16 protein-coding genes and 2 pseudogenes are annotated in these 19,823 nt (G+C 70.8%); 12 read left to right on the top strand and 6 right to left on the bottom strand.

Annotation, left to right across the window (positions count from 1 at the left end; all coding sequences use genetic code 11):
• Window positions 1-390: 390 nt before the first annotated feature.
• The 4 genes from ACFYYT_RS26125 to ACFYYT_RS26110 all read right to left on the bottom strand — a co-directional run bounded on the left by ACFYYT_RS26125 (window position 391) and on the right by ACFYYT_RS26110 (window position 4,613).
• The gene (locus ACFYYT_RS26125) at window positions 391-1,434 is read right to left on the bottom strand and encodes a LacI family DNA-binding transcriptional regulator (RefSeq protein WP_351815957.1); all 1,044 of its coding nucleotides are present in this window, start codon (window positions 1,432-1,434) and stop codon (window positions 391-393) included.
• Between the two features lie 110 nt (window positions 1,435-1,544).
• Window positions 1,545-2,378 (bottom strand): ATP-binding cassette domain-containing protein, encoded by an 834-nt coding sequence (locus tag ACFYYT_RS26120; RefSeq protein ID WP_351815959.1) that lies wholly within the window; start codon window positions 2,376-2,378, stop codon window positions 1,545-1,547.
• On the bottom strand, window positions 2,375-3,370 hold the full coding sequence (locus tag ACFYYT_RS26115) for an ABC transporter permease (protein ID WP_351815962.1): 996 nt from the start codon (window positions 3,368-3,370) through the stop codon (window positions 2,375-2,377). Before ACFYYT_RS26115 ends, ACFYYT_RS26120 begins: the two co-directional genes overlap by 4 nt.
• Before the next feature lie 232 nt (window positions 3,371-3,602).
• Window positions 3,603-4,613: a sugar ABC transporter substrate-binding protein gene (locus ACFYYT_RS26110; protein WP_351815965.1), complete on the bottom strand. Its 1,011-nt coding sequence runs from the start codon at window positions 4,611-4,613 to the stop codon at window positions 3,603-3,605.
• A gap of 294 nt (window positions 4,614-4,907) precedes the next feature.
• On the opposite strand from ACFYYT_RS26110, the gene ACFYYT_RS26105 reads away from it, so the two are divergent.
• The 4 genes and pseudogenes from ACFYYT_RS26105 to ACFYYT_RS26090 all read left to right on the top strand — a co-directional run.
• Window positions 4,908-5,879 (top strand): carbohydrate kinase, encoded by a 972-nt coding sequence (locus ACFYYT_RS26105; protein ID WP_351815968.1) that lies wholly within the window; start codon window positions 4,908-4,910, stop codon window positions 5,877-5,879.
• A 439-nt stretch (window positions 5,880-6,318) separates the two neighbouring features.
• Window positions 6,319-7,353 carry a glycoside hydrolase family 32 protein gene (locus ACFYYT_RS26100; protein ID WP_351815971.1) on the top strand — a complete coding sequence of 345 codons (1,035 nt, stop codon included), beginning with the start codon at window positions 6,319-6,321 and terminating at the stop codon, window positions 7,351-7,353.
• Window positions 7,354-7,575: 222 nt separating this feature from the next.
• Window positions 7,576-7,974, top strand: coding sequence for a GH32 C-terminal domain-containing protein (locus ACFYYT_RS26095; protein WP_351815974.1), 399 nt, complete (start codon window positions 7,576-7,578; stop codon window positions 7,972-7,974).
• 257 nt (window positions 7,975-8,231) lie between these two features.
• A pseudogene (locus ACFYYT_RS26090) lies at window positions 8,232-8,483 on the top strand (DUF72 domain-containing protein); the annotation flags it as partial.
• Window positions 8,484-8,619: 136 nt separating this feature from the next.
• Here the strand turns inward: ACFYYT_RS26090 and ACFYYT_RS26085 are convergent.
• Window positions 8,620-10,953, bottom strand: coding sequence for a glycoside hydrolase family 44 protein (locus tag ACFYYT_RS26085; protein ID WP_351815977.1), 2,334 nt, complete (start codon window positions 10,951-10,953; stop codon window positions 8,620-8,622).
• 340 nt (window positions 10,954-11,293) lie between these two features.
• Window positions 11,294-11,476 (bottom strand): annotated as a pseudogene (locus ACFYYT_RS26080) (CorA family divalent cation transporter); the annotation flags it as partial.
• Window positions 11,477-11,928: 452 nt separating this feature from the next.
• Here ACFYYT_RS26080 and ACFYYT_RS26075 point away from each other — a divergent pair.
• From ACFYYT_RS26075 to ACFYYT_RS26040, 8 genes are all read left to right on the top strand, one after another.
• Window positions 11,929-12,591: a hydrolase gene (locus tag ACFYYT_RS26075; protein ID WP_351815980.1), complete on the top strand. Its 663-nt coding sequence runs from the start codon at window positions 11,929-11,931 to the stop codon at window positions 12,589-12,591.
• 5 nt (window positions 12,592-12,596) lie between these two features.
• Window positions 12,597-13,103, top strand: coding sequence for a DoxX family protein (locus ACFYYT_RS26070; RefSeq protein ID WP_351815983.1), 507 nt, complete (start codon window positions 12,597-12,599; stop codon window positions 13,101-13,103).
• Window positions 13,104-13,209: 106 nt separating this feature from the next.
• Window positions 13,210-13,788, top strand: coding sequence for a DNA starvation/stationary phase protection protein (locus ACFYYT_RS26065; protein ID WP_351815985.1), 579 nt, complete (start codon window positions 13,210-13,212; stop codon window positions 13,786-13,788).
• On the top strand, window positions 13,788-15,212 hold the full coding sequence (locus tag ACFYYT_RS26060) for an NAD(P)/FAD-dependent oxidoreductase (protein WP_351815988.1): 1,425 nt from the start codon (window positions 13,788-13,790) through the stop codon (window positions 15,210-15,212). The genes ACFYYT_RS26065 and ACFYYT_RS26060 overlap by 1 nt, the downstream gene beginning before the upstream one ends.
• Before the next feature lie 96 nt (window positions 15,213-15,308).
• Window positions 15,309-16,148, top strand: a complete 840-nt coding sequence (locus ACFYYT_RS26055) for an alpha/beta hydrolase (protein WP_351815991.1) — start codon at window positions 15,309-15,311, stop codon at window positions 16,146-16,148.
• 47 nt (window positions 16,149-16,195) lie between these two features.
• Window positions 16,196-17,149 carry an alpha/beta hydrolase gene (locus ACFYYT_RS26050; RefSeq protein ID WP_351815994.1) on the top strand — a complete coding sequence of 318 codons (954 nt, stop codon included), beginning with the start codon at window positions 16,196-16,198 and terminating at the stop codon, window positions 17,147-17,149.
• A complete protein-coding gene (locus ACFYYT_RS26045; protein ID WP_351815997.1) occupies window positions 17,146-19,032 on the top strand; it encodes an amidohydrolase in 1,887 nt (628 codons plus the stop codon). The genes ACFYYT_RS26050 and ACFYYT_RS26045 overlap by 4 nt, the downstream gene beginning before the upstream one ends.
• Before the next feature lie 16 nt (window positions 19,033-19,048).
• The gene (locus ACFYYT_RS26040) at window positions 19,049-19,786 is read left to right on the top strand and encodes a GPR1/FUN34/YaaH family transporter (RefSeq protein WP_351816000.1); all 738 of its coding nucleotides are present in this window, start codon (window positions 19,049-19,051) and stop codon (window positions 19,784-19,786) included.
• Window positions 19,787-19,823: the final 37 nt, after the last annotated feature.

The raw sequence follows: 19,823 nt of genomic DNA, 5'->3' as shown, positions 1-19,823 counted from the left end.
AAGGGCCTTTCGAAGCAAGACCTGGCGACGGCCTGATGAAACGGGTGGCCCAGCATCTGCTGTGCCACCCTTTGTCGTTACCCTCCGCGACCGGGTGCGGTCGAAGGTGGTCGGCGGTGCAGGAGGGGCAGTCCCAAGGTGCGGGGGAGTACCCGGCACGGGCAGGGCGCGGGGGCACAGGTGACAAGACGGGGCTCCTGGCCGGAGCCAACGGCCGAGGGGCAGCCCGGTACGCGGTCTGAAGTCGCACGTGGCCGGATCGCCAGGCGGCCGTGACCGGTGGCAGGCGCAAGGCCTCGTACAGCGCGACGACGGGCCGACTCCAGGTGTTCGCCACCCACCACTTCACGGTGGCAGCTGCGAGCCGGCGTTGCGCCGGGGTCGTGCCGCTCAGCTACCGGCCGGCGCCCGCTCGGCGGGGCACGGGGCCGGTTCGCTGGAGCCGCGGACCACCAGACGGGTGGGGACCATGATGGTCCGGGCGCGGGTGCGGTCGCCGTCCAGGCGGGCGAGGGCGGTCCTGGCCGCCGCCTCGCCGATGGCCGCCGGGTCCTGGGCCACGACGGTCAGGGCCGGTTCGAGGACATCGGCGAGCGGGAGGTCGTCGAAGGTGACCAGGGCAATGTCCTTGCGCCCCGCACGGGTGAGTCGGGCGATGACCCCGAGGGCCATCATGTTGTTCCCCGCGAACACGGCGGTGGGCGGATTCGGCAGGCTCAACAGTGCGGTGGTCTCGGCGGCGGCCCCGTCTTGGTTGTGGGCGCCGGTCACCAGGGTCCGGTCGTAGGGCAGGTCGGCCTCGGCGAGCGCCGAGCGGTAGCCGGCGAGCCGCTCGCGCTGGGTGTAGAGCTTGGCGGGAAGGTCTCCGACGAAACCGATCCGGCGGTGGCCGCGGGCGATGAGGTGGGAGACGCCCTCGTGGACGCCGGTCCGGTTCGAGCTGACCACGCAGTCGGCGGACAGTCCGACTCCCGGCCGGTCGAGGAACACCACCGGCAGACCGGCCGCGCGCGATGCCTTGAGGTGGGTGTGATCGGCTCCGAACGAGGGGACGACCATCAGCATGCTGACGCGCCGGGCGAGGAAGGTCTGGATCAGCGTCCGCTCCTGGTCCGGATCTTCGGCCGACGAGCCCATGAGCAGCGTGAGCCCCCGGCTGCGCACGGCGTCCTCGATGCCGCCGGCGACAGTTCCGAAGAAGGGGTTGCCGAGGTCGGGGACGACCAGGCCGACGGTGGTGTCGGGGCCTCCGACACGGATGTTGCGGGCCATCAGGTTCGGCTGGAATCCGAGCTTCGCGACCGCTGCGAGCACGCGCTCGCGGGTCTGCGGGGAACTCGGCCCGTCCTCGTTGAGCACCCGGGACACCGTCTTGGCGCTGACGCCCACTTCCCTGGCTACATCGGCCAGCGTGGGGCGGCGGTTCGCGGCCATGTACCACCGTTCCTGTGCGTTCGTCGGGCCCGGCCCTTGCCCAGGGCCGGGCCCGCTGTCCTGACCGTGCGGCGACCCTGTGGTCTGCGCGGCGTTGCCCCTGCGGCGACTCAGTGGGCGGACACGCCTGCCGCCTGGGCGGCATCCGCGTCGGCAACGACCGTACCCCCATCGTCGTTCACCTTGAGCGCGCCCGTCATGATGGCGACGACCTCCGCCATGGAATGGTCGGACGGCTTGATCAGCGCCTCGCGACGGCCGAGCCGGTGGACGTGGATACGGTCGGCGATCTCGAAGACGTGCGGCATGTTGTGGCTGATCAGGACCACGGGCATGCCCTTGTCGCGGACCCGGCGGATCAGGTCGAGTACCTGCCCCGACTCCTTGACGCCCAGCGCGGCGGTGGGCTCGTCCATCACGACGACGCTCTTGGCCCAGGCGACGGAGCGCGCGACCGCCACGGCCTGGCGCTGACCGCCGGAGAGCGTCTCCACCGGCTGAGTCAGCGACCGCAATCCGATCTTGAGGTCGGCCATGTGAACCGCTGCCTCCTGGCGCATGCGCTTCTTGTCGAGCATGCGCAGCGCGCCGCCGAGGAAGCCCGGCCGGCGCAGTTCGCGCCCGAGGAACATGTTGGAGGCGATGTCCATGGAGGCGGCGACGGCCAGGTCCTGGTAGACGGTCTCGATGCCGTGCTGCCGGGCGCTCTGCGGTCCGGTGAACCTGATGGGTTCGCCGTTCAGCCGGATCTCGCCCTCGTCGGGGGTGAGCGCACCGGTGAGGGCTTTGATCAGGCTCGTCTTGCCGGCGCCGTTGTCGCCGATGACCGCGAGGACCTCGCCGGGCAGCAGGTCGAAGTCGGCGCCGTCGATGGCGGTGACATGGCCGTACCGCTTGACCAGGCCGCGGGCCTGGAGCACGGGCGTGACATCGGCAGGGCTCATCGTGCCTTCCTCCGGGAGATCTGGTCGACGGTCACGGCCAGAATCACCAGCACGCCGGTGATCAGGGTCTGGTAGATGGAGGCGACGCCCATCAGCTGGAGGCCGTTGCGGAACACACCGACGATGAGGACGCCGATGAAGGTGCCGAGGACGGCCCCCCGGCCGCCGAAGAGGCTGGTGCCGCCGAGGACGACGGCGGTGATGCTGTCCAGGTTGTCGGTCTGTCCGGCCTGTGGGTCGCCGACGCCGGTGCGGGAGAGCATGAGCAGTGCGGCGATTCCGTAGACGAGTCCGGCCAGGGTGTAGATCCCGATGGTCAGCCGGGAGGTGCGGATGCCGTTGAGCCGGGCGGCCTCGGGGCTGTCGCCCAGCGCGTACACGTGCCGGCCCCATGACGTGCCGCTCAGCGCGTAGGCGAAGATCAGGAACAGGGCGATGGTGACAAGCGAGCCGTAGGTGATGTCGGTGTTACCGAGCGGGAACGTCTCACCGAGGGCGGTCAGCGGTGCCGGCAGGTTGGTGATCGTCTGCTCGGCCGAATAGATGTGGGTCAGGGCGAACGCCACGTTCAGCATGCCGAGGGTGACGATGAACGGCGGGAGCGGGATCATCCGCACCAGCAGGCCGTTGACCAGGCCGAAACCCGCGCAGACGATCAGACCCAGAGCGATCGCGGCGAGTGGTGGCAGGCCCCCCTGGGCAGCCGTCTTGGCGATGACGATGCTGCCGAACGCCATGACGGCACCACAGGAGAGGTCGATGCCGGCGGTGAGGATGATCAGGGTCTGACCGATGGCCAGCGTGCCCACGACCATGACCTGCTGGACGATCAGCGAGAAGTTGCCGCCGGAGAGGAACTGCTCGGTCGTCAGGGAGAAGAAGACGCAGGCCAGCAACAGTGCGGCGAGTGGGCCCGTGGTCGGTGTGGCGAGCAGCCGACGGACCGTGGTCGGTCCTTTCAGCTGGTCGTAGGGCAGGGCTGTGGCAGTCATGGTGGTCCTTGCCGGTGGTTGATGGTCGGCGGAGCGGAGTTCGTTCGTCAGGGGCTGCGTGCCGGAGGGCCGTTCGCCGCGGGCGGCGTTCGCCGGAGGTGCCGAAGGAGTGATACCCGAAGGGCGGGGGCGGTCCGGTCTGGGGGACGGGGAGGTCGGGTTCGGACCGTTGCGCGGCCGCGGGAGCGATCGGCCGGGAGCGGATTTCCGCGGCGCGCGCTGATGCCGGGGGTCAGCCCCAGCACTTCTCCAGGCCGTACGCGGTGTCCTTGGCGTCGACACCCGGCTGGGCCGCGTCGGTGATGAGGGTGACGCCGGTGTCGGTGTAGCCGGAGGCCCTGTTGCCGCCCTTGGCGAAGTCGGCGACCGCCTTGACGCCCTGGGAGGCCATCTTGAGCGGGTACTGCTGCGAAGTCGCCGCGATCTTGCCTTCCTTGACGGCCTTGGTGCCGGTGCAGCCGCCGTCGACGGAGACGACCAGCACCTTCCTCTCCAGGCCCTTCGCCTTCAGCGCGGTGTAGGCGCCCAGCGCGGCCGGCTCGTTGATCGTGTAGACGACATTGATGTCCGGGGACTTCTGGAGGCAGTTCTCCATCGCGGTCTGTCCCTTGGCTTGGTCGCCGCCGGTGTCCTGCATGCACACGACCGAAGGATCGCCCTCCGCCATGCCGAAGCCCGTGAGGAAGCCCTGGTGGCGCTGCACACCCACCGCGACGCCGGGCGCGAGGTCCAAAGTGGCGACCTTCGCCTCCTTGCCGGCCATGGCGGCCTTGGCGTAGCGGCCGATGAGCTCGCCCGCCTTGACGTTGTCGGTGGCGAAGAGGGCGTCGGTGGCGTCCTGCGGATCGGTCGGGCTGTCGAGTGCGATGACCAGGACGCCCTTGGCGCGTGCCTTTGCGAGGGCGGGGACGATCGCCTTGGAGTCGTTGGGCGTGATGAGGATGCCCTTCACGCCGGAGCTGAGCATGTTCTCGATCGCGGCGACCTGTCCCGCGTTGTCGCCGTCGAACTTTCCGGCCGCGCTGACGAGTTCGATGCCGTTGTCCTTCGCGGCCTGCTCGGCGCCCTCCTTCATCTTCACGAAGAACGGGTTCGTGTCGGTCTTGGTGATCAGCCCGACCTTGGTTCCGCCGCCGGAGCCTCCCTGCGCACCGGAGCCGCAGGCCGTCAGGGTCAGCGCCGAGACGGCGGCGAAAGCGGTGAATCCGACGGAGGCGCGGATGGCGCGGTTTCTGCGAAGCATGCTGGTCTCCTGCTGGACGAGGCGGAACGGCCGCGCGGATCGAAAGGACTGCGGCGCAAAGGGGATGCTGCCGTCGAAGGCGCTGTGGGAATGTCATCGTTGACTGATGTCATCGTTGACACCGCTTGCGGAGGATGATGGACTCCGTCACCCGGAAACGTCAATGCCTTGACGCCGTCACAAATCGGCAACGCCGGCCGTGCCGCCTCACACCGAGAGCCCTGCTCTCCGTGAGCTTCCTCAAGTCCCTTGCGCACTCAGCCTTCTCGCGCTGCCCACCTGGAGAGATGATCCATGCGCCTGCCCCTGGTCACCGTCCTCGGAGAATGCGTCGCGGACGCCTTCACCGTCCCCGCGCCCACGCCGGGCGAGCTTGCCCTGCGGGTCCTGCCGGGGGGTGGTCCGGCGAACACGGCTGTGGCGCTCGCCCGGCTGGGCACGCCCGCCCGCTTCCTGGCACGGCTGTCCGACGACGTCTTCGGCCGCCTGTTCCGCGATCACCTCGACGCCTCGGGTGTCGATCTCACGGCTGCCGTACGCGCGGCCGAGCCGAGCACACTGGCCGTCGCCGAACTCGACGCCCAGGGCCGAGCGGCGTACTCCTTCCATGCCCACGGCACCGCGGACTGGCAGTGGACGGCGGACGAACTCGCCGCGACGGACCTCACCTCCATGGCCTGTCTGCACTCGGGCTCCCTGGCCCTGGTGCGCGAGCCCGGCGGCGCGGTCGTGGAGGAGTTCCTCGCCCGAGCCTTCGCGACGGCCACGATCTCCGTCGACCCGAACGTCCGGCCGCTGCTCGTGGGGCCCGAGGTCTACCGCGAACGCCTGCCGCGCTGGTGCGCGTTCACGGACATCCTCAGGCTGAGCGAGGACGATCTGGAGCTGCTGCTCCCCGGGTACGCGATCGAGCGAGCCTGCGACACCTGGCATGCGGCGGGCGTCCCACTCGTCGTGATCACCCGCGCGGAGCACGGCGCGGTCGCCTCCCTGGACGGCGAGCGGGTCTCCGTACCGGCGCCCCCGACCGACGTGGTCGACACCGTCGGCGCGGGCGACTCCTTCACCGCAGGGCTCCTGCATCATCTCGGCGCCAAGGGCCTCCTCGGTGGACGGCTGACGGATCTGCGGGTCGACGACGTCTTCGACGCCTGCGCTTTCGCTTCCCGGGTGGCGGCGCTGACCTGCGGCGTCGTCGGGCCGAACCCGCCGTGGGCCGGCCAGTTGCGGCTGCCGGCACCCACGGCCGGACTCATCGCCGGCTGAACGGGCGGTCCGGACGAACTCACTCCAGGCCATTGACGCGCCGCCCCGAGCTCGCACATCATCACTCCCCAGCGGATGTCAGCGCTGTCACATGTCATCGATGACAATCTGGTTCCCGGGTCGCCGCCCCACCGCCCGGCACTGCGAATTCCCCGGCGCCGTACCCCCGTAGTGGACGCGGACACGACGCCGCCGCCCCCAGTGCAGGAGAAACCATGAGCCGAGTCCCCGCACGCCGTCGCATCCCGCTGCGCCTCGCCGCCGCCGCGGCCGCGACCCGCGCGCTCACCGTCACCGCCGTCGCCCCGCGGGCGGCGGCGCAGGACAGCGCGCCGTACACGGAGACGTACCGCCCCCAGTTCCATTTCAGCCGCGCGAAGAACCGGATGAACGACCCCAACGGACTGGTCTGGGTCAAGGGTGAGTACCAAACCCCGCGATGGTGGCCGTCTACACCAGCCACTACAAGGACGGCGGCAAGCAGGCCCAGTCCCTGGCGTACGGCACCGACCGCGGCCGCACCTGGACCAAGTACGCCGGGAACCCCGTGCTCGACATCGGGTCGACGGAGTTCCGCGACCCCAAGGTCCAGAGGTACGCCCCCGCCAAGAGCTGGCTGATGACGGTGTCGCTGGCCACCGAGCACAAGGTCCGGTTCTACTCCTCCAAGGACCTCAAGAGCTGGACGCATCTGAGCGACTTCGGCCCGCAGAACGCGGTGGGCGGCGTCTGGGAGTGTCCGGACCTCTTCCCGCTGCCCGTCGACGGCGACCCCGAGCGAATGAAGTGGGTGCTCGTCGTCAACGTCAACGCCGGAGCAATCGCCGAAGGTTCGGCTGCCCAGTACTTCGTGGGCGACTTCGACGGCAAGCGGTTCGAACCCGACGACGACGGCTCCAACACGCCGCCGGGCGGCCTGGTGGTACAGGACTTCGAGGGGGCCGGCTACGGCACCTGGCAGACGGCCGGCACGGCCTTCGGTGACGGACCCGCCCCCGCCCCGGCGCCCGGGACATCGGGCACGAGCGGCTTCGAGGGCAAGGGACTCGTCGACAGTTTCCACGGCGGCGACGACGAGACCGGCACCCTCACCTCAGCGCCCTCCACCGTGGACAGCAAGTATCTCAACTTCAAGGTGGCCGGCGGCCGTCACCCGCACGTCCCCGGCTCGGTGATGGGCGAGTCTCCCGCGCCCGCCGGAAAGGTCCCCGCCGACTTCGAACAGGACGGCTACGGCTCCTGGACGGCAACGGGGCCTCATCGGCGGCGGCAATCACCCCTCCGGATCCGACGCGCCCACCGCCGTCCGGCTCCTCGTGGCCGGCAAGCCCGTGCGCAGCGCCACCGGCACCGACTCGGAGGACCGACCAGCCGGCCGTCTCGCACCTCCAGCGGGCCGACTGGGTCGACCACGGCAAGGACTACTATGCCGCCGTCTCCTGAGAGGGCGCCCCGGACGGCAAGCGCCGCATGATCGGCTGGTTGAACAACTGGCAGTACGGCAACGACGTCCCGACCTCCCCCTGACGCAGCGTGCAGAGCATCCCGCGCGAGATGGCACTGCGCACCGTGAACGGCCGGCCCCGGCTGACGCAGCAGCCCGTGTCCACGGTGGAGTCGCTCCACGGCCCTTCGGTCAGCCTGCGTGACATCAGGACCGCGGAAGGTTCCGTGCCGCTGGCGGCGGGCCGGGCCGATGGCAAGGCCGCTCGACATCCGGGCCGCGTTCGCCCTCGGTGACGCCGAGCGTTTGGGGTTCAAGGTACGCACGGGTGACGGGCAGGAGACCGTCATCGGCTATGACAAGGAGACCCGGGAGCTGTATGTCGACCGGACGCGTTCGGGTGCGGTGGACTTCCACAACGACTTCCCCGGCATCCAGCGCGCACCGCCGACGGCCCGGAGCGGCAAGATCGAGCTCCGGATCCTGGTCGGCTGGTCATCCGTCGAGGTGTTCGGCGGCGAAGGCGAGGCCGTGATCACGGACCAGGTCTTTCCCGGCCCGGACAGCGACGGCATCCAGCTCTTCGCCGAAGGCGGCCCCGCCCGCCTGGACAGCGCCCAGGTCTGGCAGGTGCAGTCGTACCACGACTGACCATTTATGCAGGTCCGTTGACCGTGCGGAGGCGCGCCCACCGCGTCGTCGGGCCGGCTGTAGTCGGTGCGCGGCAGATCGGGTACGGCGCTCGCCGCCGTCAGGTATCGGTCGGCAGCCCGCTCCAGCTGACCGGCCAGGTCGTGTATGGCCCCGCTCGCCGCGAGCTCGTCACCTATCGCGGGAATCTTCACGTCCTGGAGACCGCAGCCCGTTCTGGTATGGATATCCCTATTTTTCGCGGGTAGGGGTCGTTCATGCCCATGCTCGTCGGAACCTCGGGGTGGCAGTACGAGGACTGGCGCGGCGCTCTCTACCCGACCGGCCTGCCGCAGCGGCCGTGGCTGTGGCTGGAGGAGTACGCCCGGCGGGTCGCGACCGTCGAGAACAACAACGCCTTCTACCGGCTTCCGACGAAGAAGGTCTTCGGGTCTTGGCGGGGGGAGCGGACGCCCGAAGGGTTCGTCATGGCGGTCAAGGCCAGCTGCTATGTGCCCCGTGCAGGCCGGGGTGCGAGAGCTGATCGCGATCCCGGGTCCGGCCCCCGCAAGGCGGTAGCCGTAGTGGGTCGTGATCATTCGGTGGTGCGATGGCACATGGCCGACCCCTTGTCGTGCGGGATCGGCCATGCGTGGGCGGGGCGGCTTAGTGGAGCGCGGTGCCGGCGGTGGTGCAGGTGGTGCCGTTGAGGGTGAAGCCGCCGGGTGCGGGGTTGGCGCCGGAGTAGGCGCCGTTGAAGCCGATCGTGGTGCTACCCCCGGTGGGCAGGGACGCGTTCCAGCCGACGTCCTTGAAGGTGACCGTGGCACCGGTCTGTGCCCAGGTGCCGTTCCAGCCTTGGGTGACCGTCTGGTTGCCCGCGAAGGTGAATCCGAGGTTCCAGCCGGTGACCGGTGCCGCCAGGTTGGTGATCTTCACGCTCGCGGTGAAGCCGGCGCCCCAGTCGTTGCCGACCTGGTAGGCGACGGTGCAGCGGCTCGTCGTGGCCGGGCCGGTGGTGACGTGCAGCGGAGCCGACGGAGGTGAGCTGCGGCCCCCGGTGTCGACGGCCAGCACGCGCAACGCGTAGGCGGTGGCCGGGGTCAGTCCGGGGACGGTGGCGGTGGTGGCCGGTGCGGGGACGGTGGCCAGCGGCGTCGTGGTGGCCGGGTCGCCCGCGTACACACGGTAGTCCGCCAGGGGGGAGGTCCCGGGTGTGGCGGCCGGCCAGGTCAGAGTCACGCGGTCGGGGCCGGTCGCTGAGGCCGTGGGAGTGCCTGGTGCCGAGGGCGGGGTGGCCTGGGCCGAGCCGGCGGGGATGACGTACTCGGTGATGGAGTACGCCGGGAAGGTCGCGGTGAAGGAGCCGCCGTTCAGCGGCTGATCGGCTGGGTGCTGGATCGTGGTGGGGTCGCCCTGGCCGTAGCGGTAGACCTGCGCCGCAGCCGGGAGCGCGGTGCCGCTCGTCATGGAGACGGGTGCGGTCAGGTCGCCGGTGCTCTTGTTGATCACCATGACCGTGGTGGCGTGGTCGCTGCTGCGTTCGGCCGCGTACACCGACAGCTTGTCCTGGTCGGTGCTCGCGGCCTTGACGGAGGTGTCGCCGAAGGTGCCGCCGTGGCCGTCGTAGTTCAGGAACATGCGGAAGGCGTACGCTCCGGGGTCGGTCGCTTTGGGCGGTGACCACAGAGTGGCCAGGTCCAGCCCCTGACGTCCGAAGATCCCCAGCACGTCGGCCTGGGCGAGGCCGCCGTCGATGTGGTCCAGCGCGCCCCAGTTGTACTCCGAGATGGCCAGCTTCGTACCCGGGTAGTTCTGGTCGACGAGCGAGCGCATGCGGGGGACGAACTGGATCGGCTGGTTGATCCAGCTCTCGTCGACGTACGAGGGATCCCAGAGCTGCCGGGTGGAACGCAGCCGCAGGGCCTGCGTCGCCGCATCGTCCGCGCTGCCCGACACACCGGACTGCTGCGGGTAGATGTGCTCGTCGAAGTAGTCCAGGATCCGGCGCCCGTGCGACTGCTCGTACTCCTTCATCTTCTGCAGGTACCACGGGGCGAACTGCACGCCGCCGTGCGCGGCGGCGTCCGGCGGGTTCGACCAGCAGCTGCCCCCCTGCTGGCCGCACACCTGCTGGTCCAGGCCGGAGTAGATCAGCGAGTTGAAGCCCCAGCCGACCGGGCCGAGGGTTTGCGCGGCCGGGTCGGCATCCTTGACGGCTGCGGCGATGGCATAGGTGCTGTCGCGCAGTTCCTCGTAGCTCGGGCCGGCCGGGTGGACGTCGCGGTGAGTGCCGAACCACAGGTCCGGTTCGTTGTCGAGGTTGTAGAAGCGCACGCCGCCTCTGTTCGCGGTGCCGTAGGTGCCTTTGAGGTACTGCACCCAGCCCTTGACGAAGTCCGGCCCCGCGGGCGTGCTGGTCTCGGCCGGAGCGTTGCCTGTGATGAGGGAGCCGTCGGGCTTCCTGCCGTTGCCGCAGTCCGGCCGCCACTGGGCGTCGGTGTCCTGCTGAGAACCGTACTTGGCGACGCTGAACCCGCAGCCGCTGTCGCGGCCGGCCGCCGTCCAGCCGATCATCGGCGCGGTCATCAGGGTGTCGGTACCGGTCCTGCGGTTCTGCTCGACGAACTTGTTCGCCTGCGATCCGGCGGGCAGCGACGCGGTGTCGTTGTTGTAGTGGAGGTCCTCGAAGTACCAGTCCGACCCGGCGTTGTAGGCGTCGAGCTTGTAGTTGTAACGGCTGGTGGCGTTGCCGCCCCAGCGGCCCAGCGGCAGACGCAGTTCCTTGGCCAGTGCCTCGTCGGGGAAGTTCATGCCGTAGATGTGGGGGTCGATGGTGTGCTGCCCGCTGGTGGCGTCCACTGTGATCGCCGGGCCCGCGGTGGCAGCTGCCGTCGCCGCCGCTCGCCCGGGCGCGGTGGCGACGGCCTGCGCCGCTCCGGTACCGGCCAGCAGTACCGCGACCGCCGCCAAGGCGGCCGCCTTGTGTGTCGTACGCATGGTCTCCTTCTCAGCAGCCGACGGCGCGGGCGGTACGGCCCGCGACGCCCGAAGCGTGCGATCGACACGTACCGCCGGCGGCGCCGCGGCCTTGGGTGGGGGATGGAAACGACCGCGCTGTGGGAACCCGGTCCTCAACTCGCCGCTCAGTAGAGCCAGTTGTAATGTGGGAGCGCTCCCATGAAGGAGTCTGGAGCGCCCGGACCGGGGTGTCAACACGTATGCACTTGGAGGGCGGGGCGCTGGGGTCGGCTGGATCGGATACCCGGAACGGCAGATGCGGGTGGAGTGGCCTGCTCCCGCGCGAATGTGAAATTGATCAACGGAGTGGGGTTGCCGGCTACAGCCAGTCGCGCTTCTTGAAGATGATGTACAGGCTGACGCAGACCACTGCCATCAGGAGGATGGCGAAGGGGTAGCCCGCTGCCCACTTGAGCTCCGGCATCGTCTCGAAGTTCATGCCGTAGATCGTGCCTACCAGGGTGGGGGCGAAGAGGATGGCCGCCCACGAGGAGAGCTTCTTGAAGTCGTCACCCTCACGCCGCTGACCTGTGGAAACCGACTGGAGAGGCGCTCTGACCTGCGGCGATCCGCCTTTCCGGCCCTTTCGTCGTGCTACCCGCTCGTACAGCCGATTCTCCCCAGCCGCCCCCCAACGGGGCTCCATTCCCCCCGGATTCCCCTCAGCCGCAGCCCGTTCCTGGCAGCGTTTCCGCTGGTGAGGCGGCCCTTCGTTGGGTCGGGGTGTGGTTACGCGCCGTTTCGGAGGGGTCTCGGGGCGAGTGTGCCGGCGTCGCGACCTTGCGGGTTCGCGCCCGTGACACTGCGCGGATCCCGTCCTTGACCGGTTGTGCGCTGACGTGCCAACCCCTGGGCGCAGGAGGTCAACGCGGTCGGTGGGTCGCTCGTAGCTTGAAGAAGTGCCGAGCCGCGGACGTGGCGGGCGCGATACCGATTGCTTCGAGAGGACCCCTCATGTTCGACATCACCAAGGTGCAGGCCGCCCCGAGCAAGGACCTGCTCACGCCCGACAACTCGGTCATGCTCTTCGTGGACCACCAGCCGCAGATGTTCTTCGGCACCGGCAGCGGCGACCGTGCCGCGATCATCAACAGCACCGTGGGTCTCGCCAAGGCGGCTCGGGCCTTCGACGTTCCGACCGTTCTGACCACGGTGGCCGCCGAGTCGTTCTCCGGGCCCCTGCTGCCGCAGCTCGCCGAGGTGTTCCCCAAGAACGAGATCATCGACCGCACCACCATGAACGCCTGGGAAGACGAGGCGCTCGTGGCGGCGGTCAAGGCGGCCGGGCGCAAGAAGATCATCCTGTCGGGTCTGTGGACCGAGGTCTGCCTGGTGCTGCCCGCGCTCTCGGCGCTTGAGCAGGGTTACGAGGTGTACGTCGTGACCGACGCCTCCGGTGGCGTCAGCCCGGCCGCCCACGAGCACGCGCTGCAGCGGATGATCGCCGCCGGCGCCGTCCCGGTGACCTGGGTCCAGGTCCTCCTGGAGCTGCAGCGCGACTGGGCGCGTCAGGAGTCGTACGGCGCGGTCATGGAGATCGTCAAGGCTCACGCGGGTGCGTACGGCCTGGGCGTCGTGTACGCGCAGAGCGTCATCGGCGCGCACGCGGCCGGCTGACCCCTGTGGACACCGGCATTCTGATCCTGCGTCTGCTGGTGGGACTGCTCGTCGCCGGCCACGGTGTGCAGAAGATCAGCTCGCACCTGGGCGGCAAGGGACTTGAAGGCGGTGCGGAGGAGTTCCGCGCCGACGGCTTCCGCGGCGGAGCCCTCACCGCCCTGGCGGCGGGCGGTGGCCAGATCGGATCGGGCCTGCTGCTCGCGGTCGGCCTCCTGACCCCGCTCGCCGCGACCGGCGCCATCGGGGTCATGACGGTCGCGCTCACCGTGAAATGGCGCCACGGGCTCTGGGTCCAGAACGACGGGTACGAGTACCCGCTCGTCCTCATCGGCACCGCCGCCGCCCTCGCCGCCACCGGACCCGGTGACTGGTCCCTCGACGCGGCTCTCGGCCTCAGACCGTACCCGCTGTGGTGGGCCGCCCTCGCGCTCGTGGCCGGTCTCGGCAGCGGACTGCTCACCCGGCTCGTCCTGCACCGGACCGCTGCCCCGGCGATCGCTGAGCGCTGATCGCTGAGCGCTGAGCGCGAGCCCCACAGACCGGGTCCGGCCGCCCGCGTACCCCCGACCGGGCGGCCGGGCCCTTCCCACCTTCTCTCCCGAACAGGGGCACTCGATGGACACCCTCACGACCCCGCGCGGCGGCGGCCAGCCGCTGCTGCACCAGAAGGGCGCCGAGACCCAGGCGTTCGGCACGCTCAAGCAGTTGCCGATCGGTCTCGGCCACGACACCCGCATGTACGCGTGCCAGCGGCTGAACCGCGTACTCGCCGACACGCAGATCCTTTACTCCCTCTACAAGAAGCACCACTGGCTCATGCGCGGGGCGACCTTCTACTCGCTCCACCTGATGCTGGACAAGCACGCGGAGGCCCAACTGGCCATAGTGGACGCGCTGGCCGAGCGGGTTCAGAGCCTCGGCGGCGTCGCCGTCGGAGACCCGCGTCACGTCGCCGAACTGACCGCGATACCCCGGTCGCCGGACGGTGTGGAGCTGGTGCCCGTCATGCTGTCGCGGCTCCTCGACGCGCACGAGCGGATCCTGATCGACGCCCGGGACGCAGCCGCCCGGCTCTCTGGGGAGGGCGACGAGGGCAGCGCCGACCTGCTCGTCTCCGATGTCATCCGCACCGGCGAGGCGCAGGTGTGGTTCCTGGCCGAGCACCTCGTGGACACCCCTTTGGTGCGCGGCTGATGGACATGTACGACGTCGTCGTGGTCGGCGGCGGTCCGGCCGGCGAGGTCGTCGCCGACCGGGTCGTCCGGTCAGGACTGACCGCCGTCGTCGTCGAGACCGAGGCGGTCGGCGGCGAGTGCTCCTACCGTGCCTGCGTGCCGAGCAAGGCCCTGCTGCGGCCCGGCGCCGCCCGGGCGGAGGCCCGCTCGGTCGACGGGGCCCGGCAGGCGGTCACGGCGGCACTCGACCCGGCGCGCGTCCTGGCCCGCCGTGACCGTTTCACCGGGCGGGGCGACGACACCGGCCAGGCCGACTGGCTCGACGGTGCGGGCATCGCGCTCGTACGGGGGCACGGACGGCTCGCCGGTGAGCGCCGGGTGGAGGTGACAGGGGCCGACGGCACGGTCCGTACCCTCCGGGCCCGGCGCGCGGTCGTGGTCTGCACCGGCACGGAACCCGCCCTTCCGTCAGTCGAGGGGCTCGACCGGATCGGTGTGTGGAACAGCCGGCAGGCCACCACGGCCGACGCGGTGCCCGAGCGGCTCGTCGTCATCGGCGGGGGAGTGGTGGCCTGCGAGATGGCCACCGCGTGGCGCTCGCTCGGCTCCTCCGTCACCCTGCTGGTCCGCGACCAGGCCCTGCTGACCGGCTGGGAGCCGTGTGCCGGCGAAGAGGTCACCCGGGGGCTGAGCGATCTGGGCGTCACGATCCGCTTCGGGGTGTCGGCCGTCCGGGTCGCCCGTGACGAGGACACCCGCGCGGTGACCGTGGACACCGACGACGGCACCGCCCTCGTCTGCGACGAGGTCCTGGCCGCCGTCGGCAGGCGCCCGCGGACCGCGGACCTCGGCCTGGACTCCGTCGGACTGGCGTCAGGCGACTGGCTCCCGGTCGACGACACCTGCCGCGTCACGGCAGTCGAGGGCGACTGGCTCCATGCCGTCGGCGACGTGAACCACCGTGCGCCGCTGACCCACATGGCCAAGTACCAGGCCCGCGCCTGCGCGGCGGCGATCGCCGAGCGAGCCGCGGGGCGCCCGGCCGTCACCGGAGGCCGGCAACCGTGGAGCGCGGAAGCCGACCACGCCGCCGTTCCGCAGGCCGTCTTCACCCGTCCCGAGGTCGCGAGCGTCGGTCTCACGGAACGCGCGGCACGCGAAGCGGGTCTCGCAGTACGCGTGGTCGAGTACCGCGTCGACGACGTCGCCGGTGCCGCGCTCCACGCGGACGACTACCGCGGCGTCGCCAAGCTCGTCGTCGACGAGACCCGAGGAGTCGTCGTCGGCTGCACACTCACCGGCCCGATGGCGACCGAACTCATCCACACGGCAACGGTCGCCATCGTGGGAGAAGTCCCGCTCGAACGCCTGTGGCACGCCGTCCCCGCCTTCCCGACGGTCAGCGAGATCTGGCTACGGCTCCTGGAGGCGTACGGCCTCTGAGGTGAGGGCCCGCCCGACCGAGGCGTTCCCGCCCGACCGAGGCGCCCCGCCCGCCCGAGCGCACCCGAATGCTTCACCACCCGACAAGGAAACCCCATGCATCCCAAGAGGCGCACCCTCGCCCTCGCCCTGCCGGCCACGCTGGCCGCCCTGCTGGGCGCCGCACCCGCCACATCCGCCGCATCCGAGAGCATCCCGTCCGCCGCCGGCGCCGACCGGCACGGTCCCAAGCCCACGATCGTCCTGGTCCACGGGGCGTTCGCCGACGCCTCCAGCTGGAGCGGCACGATCAGGCGGCTTCAGCGCGCCGGCTACCCCGTCCTGGCCCCCGCCAACCCGTTGCGCGGTCTCGCCGCGGACACCGCCTACCTGCGCAGCGTGTTGGCCGCCGTGGAGGGACCCGTCGTCCTGGTCGGCCACTCCTACGGCGGCGCCGTCATCAGCGGCGCCGCGCTGGGCGACATCCGTGTGAAGGCCCTCGTCTACATCGCCGCGTTCATCCCGGACAAGGGCGAGAGCGCGGCCGGGCTCGCGGCCAAGTTCCCCGGCTCCACCCTCGGCGACACCGTGAACCCGCGGTCGTACCCGCTGCCCGGCGGAGGCACCGGCACCGAACTCGTCATCGAACGGGCCAAGTTCCACCGGCAGTTCGCCGCCGACGTCCCCGCCGCCGACGCGGCCGTCATGGCAGCGACCCAGCGCCCGGTCGCCACCGCCGCGCTGGAAGAGAAGGCCGGGGACGCGGCCTGGAAGACGATCCCTTCCTGGGCGCTGATCGTCACCGCCGACAAGAACATCCCGCCGGCCGCCGAACGGTGGATGGCCCGGCGCGCCGGCTCGCACATCACGGAAGTGGACGCGTCGCACGCCGTGGCCGTCTCCCGTCCGGCTGTGGTCACCGACGTGATCCTCGACGCCGTACGGGCGACCCGCTGAGCCCCCGACCCGCGCTTTCCCGTACATCCCCAGAAGGAGAACCCCTGATGAAGAACCGACCGATCCTCGAACCCTCCGCCCAGGCCTTCGCCGAGGCCACCGCCCAGCCGCCGTACCTCTACCAGATCCCCGTCGCCGAAGGCCGTAAGGCCGTGGACGGTGTCCAGAGCGGTGAGGGCGTCCCCTTGCCCGAGGTCGACGAGGAGTGGATCACCGTCCACGGCGGCCCGACCGGCGACGTCCGCGCCCGGATCGTCCGCCCCCGCGGCGCCACCGGCCCGCTTCCCGTCATCCTCTACATCCATGGCGCGGGCTGGGTCTTCGGCAACGCCCACACCCACGACCGGCTCGTCCGCGAACTCGCCGTCGGCACCCGGGCGGCCGTGGTGTTCCCCGAGTACGACCTCTCGCCCGAGGCGCGCTACCCCGTCGCGATCGAGCAGAACTACAGCGTCGCCCAGTGGGTCGCCCGCGAGGGCCACCACAAGGACCTCGACGGCACGCGGATCGCCGTCGCGGGCGACTCCGTGGGCGGCAACATGAGCGCCGCCCTCACCCTCATGGCCAAGCGGCGCGGCGACGTCACGCTCGTCCAGCAGGTCCTGTTCTACCCGGTCACGGACGCGAGCTTCGACACCGACTCGTACCACCAGTTCGGCGAGGGCTACTTCCTGCGTCGGGACGCCATGAAGTGGTTCTGGGACCAGTACACGACCGAGGAGGCCGAGCGGGCCCAGATCACCGCCTCCCCGCTGCGAGCCTCCACCGAGCAGCTCAGCGGCCTGCCGCCGGCCCTGGTCATCACCGCCGAGGCCGACGTCCTGCGCGACGAGGGCGAGGCGTACGCGGCGAAGCTCCGTGCTGCCGGCGTCCCCGTCACCGCCCTGCGCGTCCAGGGCGTCATCCACGACTTCGTGATGCTGAACGCACTGCGCGAGACGCAGGCCGCGGAACTCGCCATCAGTCTCGCCACCGACACCCTGCGCAAGGCCCTCGCATGACCGGGCCGTCGACGAGCATGCCGGTGGCGGGCCTCGTCCCCGCCCCGCGTCGGGAACACGAGCACGCCGACCTCCTCGTCCGCAACGCCAAGGTGTTCACCGGTGACCCCGACCGCCCCGAGGCCCGTGCCGTCGCCCTCCGCGACGGCCGGGTCGCGGCCCTCGGCGACGACCACGACCTCGCCCACCTCGTCGGGCCGGGAACGAAGGTCGTCGACGCCCTCGGCCGCCGGATGATCCCCGGCCTCAACGACTCGCACCTGCATGTCATCCGGGGCGGCCTGAACTACGTCCTGGAGCTGCGCTGGGACGGCGTACGAAGCCTCCGCCACGCCCTCGCGATGCTGCGCGAGCAGGCCGGCCGCACCCCGAAGGGGCAGTGGATCCGGGTGGTGGGCGGCTGGACCGCCGAGCAGTTCGCCGAGCGCAGGATGCCGACCGTCGCGGAGCTGAACGCCGCTGCCCCCGACACCCCGGTTTTCGTCCTGCACCTGTACCAGTCGGCGCTGATGAACCGGGCCGCGGTGCAGGCAGCCGGATTCACCCGCGACACCCCGGATCCCCGCGGCGGGCAGATCGTCCGCGGCAGGGACGGCGAACCCAATGGCGTGCTCCTCGCGGCGCCGAGCGCCCTCATCCTGTACTCGACCCTGGCCAAGGCGCCGGCCCTCGACGAGGCGGACAAGCGGACGTCGACGCGCCACTTCCTGCGCGAGCTGAACCGCTTCGGACTGACGTCCGCGGTCGACGCCGCCGGCGGGTTCCAGAACTTCCCCGACAACTACGCGACGGTCGTCGACCTCGCCCGGTCGGGGGAGCTGACCCTCCGGATCGCCTACCACCTGTTCCCGCAGACGGCCGGGCAGGAGCTCGCCGACCTGAAGCGCTGGACCGAGGCGGTCAAGCCCGGGGACGGGGACGAGTGGCTCCGCCTCAACGGTGCCGGAGAGAATCTGACCTGGGCCGCCGCAGACTTCGAGAACTTCTCCGAGCCGCGGCCCGAGCTCGCCGCAGGGTACGAGACCGAGTTCGAGAGCGCCGTCCGGCTTCTCCTTGAGAACGGCTGGGGCTTCCGGCTCCACGCGACCTACGACGAGACGATCCGCCGCGACCTGGCCGTCTTCGAGAAGCTCGCGGCGGAGGGGCTCTTCCCCGGCGGCAACCGCTGGCTCTTCGACCACGCGGAGACGGTCTCGGCCGACAGCCTCGACCGGATCGCCGCCCTCGGCGGCGCCGTCTCGGTCCAGAACCGGATGTCCTTCCAGGGCGCCGCGTTCCTCGATCGCTACGGCGCCGGGGCCGCCGCCCACACCCCGCCGGTCCGGGCCATGCTCGACCGTGGCCTGACCGTCGCCGCGGGAACCGACGCCACCCGCGTCTCCTCGTACAACCCGTGGGTCGCCCTCCACTGGCTGGTCACCGGGCGCACCGTCGGCGGTACGGCCCTCTACCCAGCCGGGAACCTGATCGACCGGGAGACCGCCCTCGGCCTCTACACCCGGGGCGGAGCGCAGCTCACCGGCGAGCAGGACGTCAAGGGAACCCTGAGAGAGGGGACTTACGGCGACTTCGCGATCCTCTCCGACGACTTCCTCACCGTGCCCGAGGACGTCATTCCCGACATCGAGTCCGTCCTCACTGTCGTCGGCGGCCGGATCGTCTACGCGACCGCCGAGTACGAGGGGCTCGACGAGGCCATCCCGCCGGTGACACCCGAGTGGAGCCCGGTGGCCCGCTTCGGCGGGTACCAGAGCGGTGCCCGCCAGGCATCGGCCGTGGCCGAGGCCGTCGCCGAGTCCGAGCAGCACCGCCGCTGGCGCGTCGCACGCGGCTCCGTTCCCGACATGACGCCGTCCTTCGTCGATCCCTGCTTCGATCACTGAAAGAGAGGTCCACCCGATGTCCGCAGCCTCCCCCGCCGCCGACGGCGGCGACACGCCGGAAACCCTGCCGGAGGTTCCCCCGGGACGCCGTTTCGAGCCGGACCTCCGGTCGATGACACGGATCAACCTGCGCCCCATCGCCTCACCCATGCCGCTCGGCTTCTTCACGATAGCCATCGCCTCCGTGATGACAGGCTGTCTGCAGCTCGGGATCTTCGACACGACGGCCCGCAGCGCCGTCGCCTTCACCGTACTGCCGGCCTTCGCCCTGCAACTCCTGGTGAGCTTCCTGGCCTTCGGCGCCCGTGACGTGATCGCGGCGACGCTGATGGCGGTGTTCGCCGGCAGCTGGCTGCCCTACTCGCTCATCATGCTCAGCGGCGCGGCCGACGGCCTTCAGGTCCTCGGCGTGTTCAACCTGGCGCTCCTCTGCTTCGGGGTCCTGATGACCGCCGTGACCCGGCCCAAGCGCGCGCTGTGGCTCGTCCTCGCGGTCTCCCTGCCCCGCTGGGCGGCCACCGGCCTCGCGGGCATCACCGGCGCCGAATGGCTGACGCGCACGTCCGGCGCGCTCGGCCTCGTGGTGGCGCTCGTCGCGATGTACACGGCGTTCGCCCTGATGCTCGAGGACATGCGCAGCGAGCAGGTCCTGCCCATCGGCCGCAGCGGCCCCGCCCACCTCGCCGTGGAAGGCGACCTGTCCGTCCAACTCCGCAACCTGGAACGCCAGGCGGGCGTACGCCGCACGCTCTGACAGCACCCGCCCGGGGGCTGGATCGGCAAGCACCCCG

Origin of the sequence: Streptomyces sp. NPDC002032, from assembly GCF_042890765.1 — a bacterium.
GTDB lineage: Bacteria > Actinomycetota > Actinomycetes > Streptomycetales > Streptomycetaceae > Streptomyces.
This window is presented reverse-complemented; position numbering and strand designations above follow the sequence as displayed.